Source organism: Methylorubrum populi, from assembly GCA_036946625.1.
GTDB classification, from domain to species: domain Bacteria; phylum Pseudomonadota; class Alphaproteobacteria; order Rhizobiales; family Beijerinckiaceae; genus Methylobacterium; species Methylobacterium populi_C.
Window position 1 is genome coordinate 1,452,763 of record JAQIIU010000003.1, and the last position, 14,130, is coordinate 1,466,892.

Sequence of the window (14,130 nt, forward strand, 5' to 3'; positions counted from 1 at the left end):
CGCCTCAATCCCGACGCATCCGCCCCGTGTGACTGTTTCTTTAGGCGGATGCGCTTACATCGTATGACCGAAGCGTGGGCCCTCCTGGCTGGGGCCGCGCCCGCGAACCGGAGACCGACATGAGCAAGACAGGCGGCAACGACTCGAAGAGCACGCTGTACTGCTCGTTCTGCGGCAAGAGCCAGCACGAGGTCCGCAAGCTGATCGCGGGCCCGACGGTGTTCATCTGCGACGAGTGCGTCGAGCTGTGCATGGACATCATCCGCGAGGAATCGAAGTCCTCGCTGGTGAAGTCCCGCGACGGGGTGCCGACCCCGAAGGAGATCCGCCGGGTCCTCGACGACTACGTCATCGGACAGGACTTCGCCAAGAAGGTTCTCTCGGTGGCCGTGCACAACCACTACAAGCGGCTCGCCCACGCGACGAAGCACAACGACGTCGAGCTCGCCAAGTCCAACATCATGCTGATCGGGCCGACGGGCTCGGGCAAGACCCTGCTCGCGCAGACGCTGGCCCGCATCCTCGACGTGCCCTTCACCATGGCCGACGCCACCACGCTGACGGAAGCCGGCTATGTCGGCGAGGACGTCGAGAACATCATCCTGAAGCTGCTCCAGGCCTCCGACTACAACGTCGAGCGGGCGCAGCGCGGCATCGTCTACATCGACGAGATCGACAAGATCTCCCGCAAGTCCGACAACCCCTCGATCACCCGCGACGTCTCGGGCGAGGGCGTGCAGCAGGCGCTCCTGAAGATCATGGAGGGCACCGTCGCCTCCGTGCCTCCCCAGGGCGGTCGCAAGCACCCGCAGCAGGAGTTCCTGCAGGTCGACACCACCAACATCCTGTTCATCTGCGGCGGCGCCTTCGCCGGGCTCGAGCGGATCATCTCCCAGCGCGGCAAGGGCACCTCGATCGGCTTCGGCGCCGTCATCCAGGCGCCCGAGGACCGCCGCACGGGCGAGATTTTTCGCAGTGTCGAGCCCGAGGATCTTCTCAAGTTCGGCCTCATTCCGGAATTCGTCGGCCGTCTCCCCGTGCTCGCCACGCTGGAAGACCTCGACGAGGAGGCCCTCAAGAAGATCCTGCAGGAGCCGAAGAACGCGCTCGTCAAGCAGTACCAGCGGCTGTTCGAGATGGAGAACGTCGAGCTGACCTTCCAGGACGAGGCGCTCAGCCTCGTCGCCCGCAAGGCCATCGAGCGCAAGACCGGCGCCCGCGGCCTGCGCTCGATCCTGGAGACCATCCTCCTCGACACGATGTACGACCTGCCGGGCCTCGATTCGGTCGAGCAGGTGGTCATCGGCCCGGAGGTGGTCGAGGGCAAATCCAGGCCGCTCTTCATCCATGGCGACCGCAACAAGGACGCACCGGCCAGCGTCAGCGCCTGACCGGCCTGCATCCAGGGCCGCCCGGTAGTGAGCCGGCGGCCCTTTTTCGTTCCGGGGGGGCCGCGCTTGAAAGCGTCTCCCGCAACGACCACTTCAGGCTCAGCGCGGGACCCTACGCTTGATCCCCCGAAAGGTTCGGGTCCGCGTCACCAGCCGCAAACGAATTCTCCGCTTCCGACCCTTCGCGGCCCGGTCGGCACCTGGCAGGATGCTTGCTCTCCGCATGAGGAGCGAATGCCCGGCGTCAACATATAAGGGAAACCCCCATGACCCAGTCGAAATCGCGCCAGCCGGTCGTTCCCGGTTCGACGGGCTCCTACGCCGTCCTGCCGCTGCGCGACATCGTCGTGTTTCCGCACATGATCGTGCCCCTGTTCGTGGGCCGCGAGAAGTCGATCCGCGCGCTTGAGGAGGCGGTGCGCTCGGACCGGCACATCCTGCTCGCGACGCAGATCAACGCCGGCGACGACGATCCGGCCACCGACGCGATCTACACGATCGGCACGCTGGCTTCCGTGCTCCAGCTCCTCAAGCTGCCCGACGGCACCGTGAAGGTGCTGGTCGAAGGCGCCGGCCGCGCGCAGATCGAGTCCTTCGTGCGCTCGGACGAGTACTACGAGGCGCGTGCCCTCACGCTCGCCGACGATCTCGGCGACCGCGTCGAGGCCGAGGCGCTCGCCCGCTCGGTGATCTCCGAGTTCGAGAACTACGTGAAGCTCAACAAGAAGATCTCGCCCGAGGTCGTCTCCGCCGTCACGCAGATCGACGAGCCCTCCAAGCTCGCCGACACCGTCGGCTCGCACCTCGCGGTCAAGATCGCCGACAAGCAGGCGATCCTCGAAATCCCCACGGTGGCGCAGCGCCTGGAGCGCGTGCTGTCGCTGATGGAGAGCGAGATCTCCGTGCTGCAGGTGGAGAAGCGCATCCGGACCCGCGTCAAGCGGCAGATGGAGAAGACCCAGCGCGAGTACTACCTCAACGAGCAGATGAAGGCGATCCAGAAGGAGCTCGGCGACAGCGAAGATGGTCGGGATGAGCTGGCCGAGCTTGAGGAGAAGATCGAGAAGACCAAGCTGACCAAGGAGGCTCGCGAGAAGGCCACCGCCGAGCTGAAGAAGCTGCGGCAGATGTCGCCGATGTCGGCCGAGGCCACGGTCGTGCGCAACTACCTCGACTGGATGCTCGGCATCCCGTGGGGCAAGCGTTCGAAGATCAAGAAGGACCTGCTGGGCGCCCAAGCGCTTCTCGATTCGGATCACTTCGGCCTCGACAAGGTCAAGGACCGGATCGTCGAGTACCTTGCCGTGCAGCAGCGGGCGAACAAGCTCACCGGCCCGATCCTCTGCCTCGTCGGCCCGCCCGGCGTCGGCAAGACCTCGCTCGGCAAGTCGATCGCCAAGGCCACGGGCCGCGAGTTCGTGCGGATGTCGCTCGGCGGCGTGCGTGACGAGGCCGAGATCCGCGGTCACCGCCGGACCTATATCGGCTCGATGCCCGGCAAGATCGTCCAGTCGATGCGCAAGGCCAAGACCTCGAACCCGCTGATCCTGCTCGACGAGATCGACAAGATGGGCATGGATTTCCGCGGCGACCCGTCGGCCGCCCTGCTGGAGGTTCTGGATCCGGAGCAGAACGGCACGTTCAACGACCACTACCTTGAGGTCGATTACGATCTCTCGAACGTGATGTTCGTGACGACCGCCAACACGCTCAACATCCCCGGCCCGCTGATGGACCGGATGGAGGTGATCCGCATCGCCGGCTACACCGAAGAGGAGAAGCTGCAGATCGCCCGCCGCCACCTGATCCCCGAGGCGATGAAGAAGCACGGGCTCGGGACCGACGAATGGTCGATCACCGACGACGGCCTGATGATGCTCATCCGCCGCTACACGCGGGAGGCGGGCGTGCGCAACCTGGAGCGCGAGATCTCCAACCTGATCCGCAAGGCGGTGAAGGAGATCCTGATCACCAAGGTGAAGCAGGTGGAGGCCAGCCCCGACACGCTGCCGGAATTCCTCGGTCCGCCGAAGTTCCGCTACGGCGAGATCGACGCGGACGATCAGGTCGGCGTCGTGACGGGTCTGGCCTGGACCGAGGTGGGCGGCGAATTGCTGACCATCGAGGGCGTCATGATGCCCGGCAAGGGCAAGATGACGGTCACGGGCAACCTGCGCGACGTGATGAAGGAGTCGATCTCGGCGGCGGCGAGCTACGTCCGCTCGCGGGCGATCGACTTCGGCATCGAGCCGCCGCTGTTCGAGCGCCGGGACATCCACGTCCACGTTCCGGAGGGGGCGACCCCGAAGGACGGCCCGTCGGCCGGCATCGCCATGGCCACCGCCATCATCTCGACGCTCACCGGCATCCCGGTGCGCCGCGACGTGGCGATGACCGGCGAGGTGACCCTGCGCGGCCGCGTCCTGCCGATCGGCGGCCTGAAGGAGAAGCTGCTCGCGGCGCTCCGCGGCGGCATCAAGACGGTGCTGATCCCCGAGGAGAACGCCAAGGACATCGCGGAGGTGCCCGACAGCGTGAAGAACGGCCTGGAGATCGTGCCCGTCTCGCGGATGGACCAGGTGCTGCAGCACGCCCTCGTGCGCCAGCCCGAGCCGATCGAGTGGGACGAACCGCTGCCCGCCAAGACGCCCAAGCGCGACGAGGACGGTGCGGCGGTGGTCGCCCACTGACCGTCCTCACGCCGCCCCCATGACGAAGCCCCCGGAGCAGCCGCCCCGGGGGCTTTTTCGTCCGACAGGAGAGCGGAGGCGGCGGCTTGGCCTTGCGCCGCCGCGTTCCCTTCCGTAACGCTCACAGGGTGCCGGTTCGGGCGGTTAGCTCAGTTGGTAGAGCGTCTCCTTTACACGGAGAGGGTCGGGGGTTCGAGTCCCTCACCGCCCACCAGTGTTTGCAATGATTTAGCCGATGCTCGGCTTTGTGATGCACCCCGATCGGCGGGTACTGGGGTGCATGCGGAGTGCAGAGGGTATGCGAGCTAAGCGAACCAAATTCCTGGCTTTGCTCGATCTCTGTAGCGCGCAAAATCGAATGCCATCAGTTCATGGCGGGCGACAGGGTTCACGGTTGAGGCTCGCTTGAAGCGGTGACGGGCCACACGCCCGAAAGGCGGTGGAGGCTCTTCTCAGCCTCCTACGGTTCCTTGCGAAAAACTTGGCTTTTACCTTGCGCCGTACCACGCGAGCGATGTGCAGTCTGTCGTCGCAGACTAGTTATCTTTTTGTTTTTATTGGTTTGATTTTTGTTGGTTTCTGTCCTGCCGAGCCGACCACTACTTGAAATCCGACGTTTGCCTTTTGCTCGCGGGAACCGATGAGGGGGAGAGTGGCAGTTGGCTCGACAGCCGGAAGCGGCCGTTCGAGGCCGTGCCGCCCCAATGGGTGCAGCATCATACATTCGGTGGGATGCCCGTTTGGCTGCGAAGTACGCTGTAACCCCATTTGGAGTAAGTGTTCCCGCAATTCCACACTTCTCAGCGGAACCGCAGGAAACACGGGAAATGAGACGCATCAACAATGAACAAGCATCTCGCGGTATGCAGGCCATGGTGCAGTGCGAAGATATCATGGCGATGGCACAGCCGATTTATCATGTATTAATGAATATGTCGTTTTTCAAATGCCGAATAGAAAGAGAAGGATGATTTATGTCCATGCTCAGGAATAGTAAAATAATTCTCAAAATCCTTGCGCCCATCGGCCTCATGGCCATGATGGCCGTGGGTCTGATCGCCTATGCGCGCCATGCCCTGCTCGATCTTTCGGAGCAGGCGCAGCGCATCGTCAACGTTCAGGTGGGCCGCCAGGAGAACATTCTGCGCTTGCAGATCCATATCACCGAGGCGACAATTCAGAACCGGAATATTATCATCGAAACCCGCCAAGAGCAGATGGATGGTTACAAGGTTCGACACGAGGCCGCGATCAAGGGCGCCTATGAGGCGATCGACCGTTTGATTGCCCTGGCTGATACAGCCAATCGACGGGAGATGAACCAGCGGCTGCGTCAATCGGCCGAGACGTTCTTTACCATCCTGGCTCGTTCGACGGATCTCGGGCTGCGCAACGAGGGTGCGGCTGCGATGAAGATCGCCCAGCAGGAGGCCTCGCCCGCTAGAGCCGCGCTGTGCGACCAAGTTCAGCGCCGCATCGATGGAATTGTGCAGGAACTGGCCGAGGCCAAGCTGGCGGCTCGGGCAGCCGCGGATCGCGCCGCCAACCTTCTGATTGTGAGTGCCGTTGCCGGTCTGCTGCTCGCCTTGGGCCTAGCGACGGCGATCGTCGTCTTCGGGATCACGCGCCCCCTCACGAATCTCGTTCGCGTGCTTCAGCACATGGCCCAGGGTGAGACGGATGCGGAGATCCGGGAAGCGGTCCGCGGCGACGAGATCGGTGCCGTCGGCCGTGCCGTCGAGGGGATCAAGGCCATGGTGGCTCGCAAGGCCGCCGAGGAGGCTGAGATGCGCCGCATCGCCGACGAGGCCGCCGCCGCCGAGCGCAAGCGCACGATGATCGAGCTGGCCGACCGCTTCGAGGCGGCCGTGGGGGGCATCGTCGGCATGGTCTCGTCCTCTGCCACCGAGTTGCAGGCCACCGCCTCGACCATGACCGCGACGGCGACCGAGACCGCGACGCAGGCCACCACCGTCGCCGCGGCGGCGGAGGAGGCGGCGACCAACGTCAACACCGTGGCCTCCGCCGCCGAGGAACTCGGCAGTTCCGTCGTCGAGATCGGCCGGCAGGTCTCCGGCTCCGCCGAACTGGCGCAGACCGCCGTGTCGGAGTCGGACCAGACCGCGCATCTCGTGCAGGAATTGAATGCCGCCATGAGCCGCATCGGCGACGTGGTCGGCCTGATCTCCTCCATCGCCGGCCAGACCAACCTGCTGGCGCTGAACGCCACCATCGAGGCGGCGCGTGCCGGCGAGGCCGGTCGCGGCTTCGCGGTCGTCGCCGCGGAGGTGAAGGAACTCGCCAACCAGACGGCGCGGGCGACCGAGGAGATCTCGGGTCAGATCGGGCAGATCCAGGGCGTCACCGGCCAAGCGGTCTCGGCCATCGGCGGCATCGCCGGCCGCATCCGCGACATCGACGCGACCGCAGCCGCCATCGCGGCGGCGGTGGAGCAGCAGGGCGCGGCGACGCAGGAGATCGTCCGCAACGTCTCCCAGGCCTCGACCGGCACGTCGGAGGTGACGGGCAACATCGCGGGCGTGGCGGGCGCCGCCGAGGAGACGGGCGCGGCCGCGGCCCAGGTGCTCGCCTCGGCCTCTGAACTGTCGCGCCAATCCGAGCACCTGGGTTTTGAAGTCACGCGCTTTCTGCAAACCGTGCGCGCGGCCTGATCGCACGCCGTCGTTTCGTGGCGAGAAGGCACGCGAGGGTTCGGGTCGCTCGGACGGCCCGGACCCGTCGCATTCTTGACGAGGCGATCAGGCTGCTCGCGGTATACTCGGCCGGAAGGCCGCTGAGTGCCTGTTTGAAAGCGGTGATCCCATCTCGCCTTGCCGTTGCCTGACGAAGACACGTCGGCCGGTCGAACAGGCTCTCAAACGCCATATCTCGACTGTTTGGGCTCCACGGCGCAGCACATGGTTGATACGCCATAGTCTGTCGCGGCGCCGCCAAGTCATTGATGTGCGTAGAGTATTCTTCGGCTGGTTCCCGTCCCTCGCCGCCCGCCAAGCGGATCGAGGACTTCGTTACTTCAACCGGGGCATTGTGTGGATGGCTGCACAAAGTCAACAGCCCTCGCGAGAGGGCCGTCTGTCATTCGATTGCGCGCAGCGTGTTCGGTTGTGCCGCAACCGCGGTCCGGAGGCGGACGCGCCGATACCCTGCTACGTCGAGGAGGAAGCCGCTCCGAGACCGGATTGCTCCGCGCCATCGCCTGCGCTCGTTTCCGCCGAGTTGTCGTTGCCGCCCGGTCGGAGGACGTTGCGGCTTGGCCGTCCGTTCCTCGATTTCACGCGCAAAAGCACGGGGGCGATGCGCGTCGAGCGCCGATGGATCCAGGCATCCTGCCTTCCGCGCAAGGGGCGTCCGTACTGCACGGTTCTGCGTCCTCTCATCGTCATGCCTCGGCGTACCGACGAACGCGATTGTATGCGAAGCCGAGCGGGAGATGGGCCGATTGAATTGACTGAGCGTCCCAAATTTCCCTGAAACGTCGGGTGTGATCGTGCGCGTCCGACCCGTTCGAGGGCAGCCGGGCCAAATCGACGGCCTTTGGCGGGACGCCTGGGCCGGTCGTCGCGGTTCGATGCGGCCGACGGCTTTTTCGCCGTATCGATGCGTTCGCGCGGATGAAGCGCCCCTGCTGAGTCGCTCAACCTTGGGGACAGGCGAAGAGGCGCTCGAGCGTCCGCTGCATGGCGCCGGAAGGGCATGAGGAGACCGGCGCGCCGGGATGACGGATTTCCTGTTCGTTCACAGTCATTTTCCGGGCCCGTTCGGCTTTCTCGCCGAGGCTCTCATGGACCGGGGGCATCGCTGCGCGGCCATCGCCGCGGAGACGGCCCCGGGCCTGTCCGGCCTGCCGGTCCTGCGCTGGCGACCGGGCCGGACGGCGACGCCCGGCCTGTTCCCTCTGGCGAGCCCCGCCGAGGCGGCGTTCATCAACGCCACCGCCGCCCTGGGCTGTGCCCTCGAACTGCGCAAGCACGGGTTCGATCCGTCCGTCATCGTCGGCCATCCGAGCCGGGGCGAGACGCTGCTCCTCAATCAGGTGTTTCCGCGCGCCCGCGGGCTCGCTTACGCGCCGTACTATCGAGCGGAGGGCGATGCGCTCGGCTTCGATGCCGAGTGGGCCCGCCCACCGTCCCTGGAGGACCGCCTTCGGGATCGGGCGGGCAATGCGGCGCTGGCGATGGCCTATGCCGAGGCCGACCGGCTGGTCTGTCCGACCGAGTTCCAGCGCGGCCTCCTGCCGCCGGCGCTTCGGGCGCAAGCCAGCGTGATCCACGAGGGGATCGACACGGATCGGGTGCGCTACGATCCCAGGGCGGTGGTGCGGTTGCCGACCGGACGCGTCCTGACCAAAGCGGTGCCCGTCGTCACCTTCATTGCCCGCCGACTGGAGCCCCTGCGCGGCTTTCCGACCTTCATGCGTGCCCTGCCGCGCCTGCTGGCGGCGGTGCCGCAGGCCGAGATCCTGGTGATCGGCGAGGACGGGCGCCGCAATTCCGTGACCAAGGTCTCGCGGGCCCAGACCTGGAAGGAGCGGATGCTGGCCGAACTGGAGGGGCGGTTCGATCTGGAGCGCGTTCACTTCCTGGGCCGGCTGTCCCACGAGGAAATGCTGGCCGCGCTCTCGGTCGCGACGGCCCATGTCGCCTACACCTATCCCTTCGCCCTCTCCCGCTCGCTGCTCAAGGCGATGGCCTGCGAGTGCCTCGTGATCGCCTCGAACTGCGCGCCGATCCACGAGGTGATGCAGGACGGCGTCAACGGGATCGTCCGCGACTTCTTCGATGCGGACGCTCTGGCGGAGGAACTGATCACCGCCTGCCGCTCACCGGAGCGGGCGCGGCTCCTGCGCGAGGCGGCCCGGCGCACGGTCGTCGAGCGCTACGACCGGCGGCGGTACTGCCTGCCGACCTGGCTCGCGCTGCTGACCTACCTCGCCGACGCGCCGCCCCGAGGCTGATGCGAAAAGCCGGTCTCGCGCACCGCATCAAGCGCGGAACAGATGTAGGCTGACGCCGCTTCCGCATCGACCCAGAGGCGAACCGGCTCCCATCCCTGTGCCGCTGCCAGGGCGCGGAACGTCTCGGGCGGATACTTGTGAGAAGTGTCGGTTCGGATGAACAGCGCATCCTCGCGCGTCTCGTCGCGGGCGCCCGCCTCATGGGAGAGAGAGGCGGCCCGCGCCATCTTCAACCCTCCATCTGTCCGGCGACGAAGGCGCCCGAGCGCAGATCGGCCGCGACCTGCTGCGCGTCCCATTCCGGCGCGTTCTCGCGGCGGCGGTAGGGGCAGATCCAATCGTCCGGCACCGCCCGCCCGCTGAACTGCCGTGCGGCGGAGCGCTCGCCGTGCCGGGCGAGCATCGGGTTGGCCGAGCCGGTCCAGGCCACGTCCCGCTCGACGATGGAATCGCGCATCCGCTCGTAGCGGCCCTCGGCCCGCAGGCGCTCGAACTGGTCGTGCAGGTTGAACACCAGCACCGGATTCTCGAAGCGGCGCGCCTTGCGGCTCGCTCCCGGATGCAGCCCGACGATGAAGAAACCCTCGCCGCCGAGGCTCATGGAGAAGTGCATGTCGTCCGGATCGGCCGAAACCCGTGGGTCCTGGGGATGGCCGAGCCCGCTGTCGCGGTCGGACAGCGACTGCATCCGCTGCCACAGGGCGGCCTCGAACGCCTCCTCCGAGAGGCGGCGCGGTTCCTCGAACACCACGGCGAAGCTCTGGAACCGGTCGCGGCGGGCGCGATAGCGGCAGATGAAGGCCAGCAGCGCCGGGTAGATCCGCCCGTCGTCGCGGTCGGAGGCGATGTCGCGGGCAACCAGCACCTTGATCTGCCCGCGGGACAGGGCGGATTTGGCGCCGACGCAGGGGAAGGGCTGCTGGCGGATGAAGTGCCGAAAGCGTTCGGCCAGGGGGTGACCGGCATCGTCGGTAGGCAGAAGCATGACACCTCGTGCGAAGCGGGCAAGCGGATGCGGCGAAGCGGGTTCTCGGCCCGAGTCGGCAGCCGGGATGTGAGGAGATTCGGCCGTCCGCAGTCGGCCGGCCCTCGGAGAAGATGAACTGCGCGGAAAACCGCAGGACCAATCCATTGTTCCGCTGCCGCTGGGGATAACCGTAAAACTACAGTGGTTATCTCTTCTGCGGTCTTCTTGTGTGTCCGCGACATCGTGGCGCAGAATGTTCGAAATCGCGCGCAAAGACTTCCTGTCTGGGTTCAGGATTCGATCTCGTAGTGGATCGGCTTGAAGGAGAAGTTGTTGGATTGCAGGGCCGAGCAGGCCGTCAGGCCGACGACGAGGTCGGTTTCGGCGACGAAGCTCACCCGGTCGCCGGCTTGGCTGAGCGGCGGACGTACGGCGATTTCGCCGCTCTGCCCGTCGACGGTGACGTGCATGAACACGTTGAAGGCGACGGGGATCCGGTCCGGCGCGATCCCGTAGGGTGCCAGTGCCTCGGCGAGATTGCCGAAGCAGCCGCGGTGCGGATGCTCGTCGCCGTAGATGATCCGGAAGGTGTCGGCCGAGCAGGGCGTGAGCAGGAAGTCGTGGCGTCCCACCGTGTCCTCCACGATGCGCAGCAGCACGTTGGAGCGGTTGGAGTAGATCGGGTCGCCCGTCGTGAGGAAGATGCGCGAGGCGTAATCGATGGTGCGGCCCGAGGAGATGGCCTCGTCGAGGTCGTCCCGGCGGAAGGCGACGAGGTCGGCCACCTGCTCGCCCTGCGGATCGATCACGGTGAGACGCTGGCCGCGGTCCAGGGTGAAGGCGGTCCCCGAGCGCGGCGGGATCTCGTGGCGCGCGGCGGTCTGGCTCATCGAATGGGGTCTCCTCGAAGCGGGCGCTGCCCGCGGGTCTGCGTGGGTCGGCGGCGGAGCAGGCTTGGCCGCAGCGTTGGCGCGACAGGGGATCAGACGAGGGAGTTGTCGGGTTCCCGCCCCGTGTGAGCGTTCCGGCCGCAGCGCCTGCCTCGCCCTCGCCGCGGACACGCTCGGCGGGGCGGGGCCGTGGCTCGGCCTCGCGGTGTTCACGGTGGTATTGGCAGCATTCTCACCGCGTCGCCTCGCGTTCCGATCCGCCGGAGGCGGGCTCGGCCTCCTGAGGTGTCGGCCCGTCCTCGATTTCGTCGCGATTGCGGAGGACCATAGAGGCGCGACCGCCCCGTGACGACGGATTCCATGAACGCCCACGCCTCGTCTCTGCCTCGCCGCCAGAGCCATCTCGACGTCTACCTGCGGGTCATCAGCGCCTTGATGCTGCGCGACATGCGCAGCCGCTTCGGCGGCAACTACTGGGGTTACCTCGTGCAGGTGCTCTGGCCCTGCGCCCACTTGGCGATCATCGTCGGGGCCATGACGTTTCGCGGCATCACCGCCCCGATGGGCGACAACGCGATGGTCTTCGTCGCCACGGGCGCGCTGCCGGCCCTGGCTTTCCAGTACATCTCCCGCGAGGTCATGAAAGGCTACATGATCCACAAGCCGCTGACCTATTTCCCGCAGGTGAAGCGGTTCGACACCGTCGTGGCGCGCATCCTCGTCGAGATCGTCAGCAGTTTCATGGGCGTCAGCCTCGTCTGCGTCGTCCTCCTCTGCTTCGGTGCCGATCCCGTCCCGGTCGACATGGTCACCGCGATCACGGGGTACTTGGCCGCCATCGGCCTCGGGATCGGTGTCGGGACGATCAATGTCGGAATCTGTTCCGTATTCCCGGGATGGCAGATCGGCTATATTTTGGTGACCTTGACGCTCTATCTTACGAGTGGTGTCTATTTCATGGCCTGCTACATGCCGGAAGAGATTTACGGCTACATGAAATGGAATCCGATCACGCAGCTCATCGAATGGGTCCGCCTCGGCTATGATCCGACGCTCCCCATTCAGGTCGATTACATCTACGTCTTCGGCTGCATCTTCGGCAGCCTCACCATCGGTCTTCTCATGGAGCGCTACGTCGTTCGGGCGCAGGTGTAGGGGGGACGGGCCGCGGTCGTCGCGTTCGCCGGGGACAGCGGCGGCTTGCATCGCTCACGGAAAGCCCGGGATCGGCCGCACCGGACGCGCGTGGATCGATCGCACGGCGTGGATTGCGAGGCGGCTCAAAAAGTCGGCGGCGCCTCGAAAAAAGGGGGTTGAGTCCCGCCGATCCGCCCCTTATAGAACCGCCATCGCCGACGCACTCAGCGCCGTCGGTGGCGACGGAGGCCGGAAGCGGTCACCGCGACAAAGTGATGGGGCCTTAGCTCAGCTGGGAGAGCGCTTCCATGGCATGGAAGAGGTCATCGGTTCGATCCCGTTAGGCTCCACCATCTCAAATCGGCGTTACGAGGCGGACGCTTCGGTTTCATTCCGAGCGTCGGACGCTTGATACGAATTCTCCGAAATTCGTTCGATGGGCCGATCGCGTCCGGAGCGATCGTATATGGCTGCGCCGTTGCGGGCTCGTCCGAAAGGTCGGGTTTGCCTGGGCCCTCGACGGTTCCGTGCGTGGTCCGGGTTACCGCGCCGTCCGCCAGGGACTGACGACCCGGGTGGTCCGCGGCTCCGTCTCGGTGCGGGCTTGGCGGTCGAGCGTCTCGACATCCTCTCGCGGCGCCCATCGGCGGGCCTTGGCCAGGGCCTTGCGCGCTTCGTCGGCGGGCATGGCGCCGTGCGGCAGCATCATCGCCAGCAATTGCCGACGGGTCTTGGCGTCGATCGAGCGGGACCGCTTCACGTCCTCGAAATCGCTCAGCCGGTGACGCGCCGCCTTGGCGCCGCGGCCACGCTCCTCATGACCCATGAACACTTTCGGACCACCGGACATCACCACGATGTCCCCGGGGCGCAGGGTCTCGTCCCGCAGGAGCGCTGCCGTCGGATTGGCGGCGATCGCCTTCGAGTCGACCGGCTGTTTTCCGCTGATCCCGTCCCCATCCTCCGGCAGGGCGGCGTAGCGGACCTTCGGACGGCTCCGCTCCGTCGTGCCGCGATGACGGCGCCAGCGGTAGCGCTCGTTCACCTCGCCACCGCCATAGACATCGATGGGGGCGACCGGCGCGGGGGCGGGGGCAGTCTGTTGCGGCGCGAACAACTGCTGGAACAGGCCGCCGAGGCCGCCCTCCTGTGCGCGGACTCCGGCGGCGGTGGACAGAACGAGGGCGGACGAAGCCAGGACGAGCGCGAAGCAACGTCCGGAGCGGGGCGAGGTCGAGGGCATCGACGGCTCCTGAAGCGAGGCGGTCGCGTTCGACCGATGCGCTGTCAACAGGAGGGCCAGCTTTACGGTTCCGGCGGAAGCTTGGCGGAACTATGGATTTTTCGTGAACGCCCGGTGCGGCACGCAAAAGAGAACGGCGAGGTTCACGCCCCGCCGTCCCCCATCGACGCCATGTCGTTGCCGAGAGGGCTCAGTACGCCGGGCGGCCGGAACTGCCCGAGGCCGGATAGGCGGTGTCGCCGGCCGGACGGCGGACCGAGCCGGTGACGATGTCGTCCGCCGCGTCCACGGTGCCGCCGACGATGTTGCCCGCCGCGCCGGTGACGCCGCCGATCAGGCCGCCGCGCCCCTGCGCCGGGTCGATATGCGCACCCCAGACGTTCAGCGTGCCGTCACGGTTGTAGCTGGCACTGTCCGAGGCGGGGCTTTGAGCGAGGCTCGGTGTCGCGGCGAGGCCGAGGGCCAAAGCGAGGGCGGCGGTGATCTTGGTCCGGTTCTTCATGATCGTTCCTTTCGGATTCCGTTGTGATGCGCGGGGTGACGAGGGCGGATCTAACCTGTATTGCGGTTCGACGCACCGCTGCCCGTCTTCGATGAGCCCGATCTGGTGTCGATTTCCCGCGCGGCAATAGCCTGTTTGTCGCAGTGCAGCATCGATATCGTTCAGAATAGCCGAACGTTTCTGGAAATTTGCTGCCGCGACATTGCGCGCGCCGAAAAAGCGATTTCCTCTCAAAGTGTTCCCGAGGAAGCGGGCGCGCCGGCGGGGCTCGTGCACAAGCGCACCGAGGGCCGGCGGCTCGCGACTTTTTCATCTTCGGGCTGCCGCCGAGCGCA

The 14,130-nt window shown here is 66.3% G+C and carries 10 protein-coding genes, 2 tRNA genes and 1 pseudogene; 8 read left to right on the top strand and 5 right to left on the bottom strand.

The features are described from left to right. The first annotated feature begins 119 nt into the window (after positions 1-119). From clpX to PGN25_18360, 6 genes are all read left to right on the top strand, one after another. The gene (gene clpX / locus PGN25_18335; GenBank protein ID MEH3119479.1) at positions 120-1,391 is read left to right on the top strand and encodes an ATP-dependent Clp protease ATP-binding subunit ClpX; all 1,272 of its coding nucleotides are present in this window, start codon (positions 120-122) and stop codon (positions 1,389-1,391) included. A 266-nt stretch (positions 1,392-1,657) separates the two neighbouring features. Further along, positions 1,658-4,081, top strand: coding sequence for an endopeptidase La (gene lon, locus PGN25_18340; GenBank protein MEH3119480.1), 2,424 nt, complete (start codon positions 1,658-1,660; stop codon positions 4,079-4,081). A 138-nt stretch (positions 4,082-4,219) separates the two neighbouring features. Continuing rightward, a tRNA-Val gene (locus PGN25_18345) sits at positions 4,220-4,295 on the top strand. Positions 4,296-4,908: 613 nt separating this feature from the next. Continuing rightward, a complete protein-coding gene (locus tag PGN25_18350; GenBank protein ID MEH3119481.1) occupies positions 4,909-5,052 on the top strand; it encodes a hypothetical protein in 144 nt (47 codons plus the stop codon). A gap of 3 nt (positions 5,053-5,055) precedes the next feature. Further along, entirely contained in the window at positions 5,056-6,753 is a 1,698-nt protein-coding gene (locus tag PGN25_18355) for a methyl-accepting chemotaxis protein (protein ID MEH3119482.1), read from the top strand. 1,130 nt (positions 6,754-7,883) lie between these two features. Then, a complete protein-coding gene (locus PGN25_18360; GenBank protein MEH3119483.1) occupies positions 7,884-9,056 on the top strand; it encodes a glycosyltransferase in 1,173 nt (390 codons plus the stop codon). Between the two features lie 27 nt (positions 9,057-9,083). On the opposite strand, the pseudogene PGN25_18365 reads toward PGN25_18360, so the two are convergent. The 3 genes and pseudogenes from PGN25_18365 to PGN25_18375 all read right to left on the bottom strand — a co-directional run bounded on the left by PGN25_18365 (position 9,084) and on the right by PGN25_18375 (position 10,913). Continuing rightward, a pseudogene (locus PGN25_18365) lies at positions 9,084-9,214 on the bottom strand (L-histidine N(alpha)-methyltransferase). A gap of 71 nt (positions 9,215-9,285) precedes the next feature. Further along, positions 9,286-10,041 carry a guanitoxin biosynthesis heme-dependent pre-guanitoxin N-hydroxylase GntA gene (gntA, locus tag PGN25_18370; protein ID MEH3119484.1) on the bottom strand — a complete coding sequence of 252 codons (756 nt, stop codon included), beginning with the start codon at positions 10,039-10,041 and terminating at the stop codon, positions 9,286-9,288. Positions 10,042-10,313: 272 nt separating this feature from the next. Next, positions 10,314-10,913, bottom strand: a complete 600-nt coding sequence (locus PGN25_18375) for an urea carboxylase-associated family protein (protein ID MEH3119485.1) — start codon at positions 10,911-10,913, stop codon at positions 10,314-10,316. A gap of 360 nt (positions 10,914-11,273) precedes the next feature. Here PGN25_18375 and PGN25_18380 point away from each other — a divergent pair, with 360 nt between their 5' ends. Both PGN25_18380 and PGN25_18385 read left to right on the top strand, forming a co-directional pair. Next, on the top strand, positions 11,274-12,068 hold the full coding sequence (locus tag PGN25_18380; protein ID MEH3119486.1) for an ABC transporter permease: 795 nt from the start codon (positions 11,274-11,276) through the stop codon (positions 12,066-12,068). A 259-nt stretch (positions 12,069-12,327) separates the two neighbouring features. Further along, positions 12,328-12,403: transfer RNA gene (locus PGN25_18385), tRNA-Ala, on the top strand. Between the two features lie 188 nt (positions 12,404-12,591). Here PGN25_18385 and PGN25_18390 read toward each other — a convergent pair. Together PGN25_18390 and PGN25_18395 are read right to left on the bottom strand one after the other, a co-directional pair. Then, the gene (locus PGN25_18390) at positions 12,592-13,293 is read right to left on the bottom strand and encodes a hypothetical protein (GenBank protein MEH3119487.1); all 702 of its coding nucleotides are present in this window, start codon (positions 13,291-13,293) and stop codon (positions 12,592-12,594) included. Positions 13,294-13,483: 190 nt separating this feature from the next. Further along, a complete protein-coding gene (locus tag PGN25_18395) occupies positions 13,484-13,795 on the bottom strand; it encodes a hypothetical protein (protein MEH3119488.1) in 312 nt (103 codons plus the stop codon). Positions 13,796-14,130: the final 335 nt, after the last annotated feature.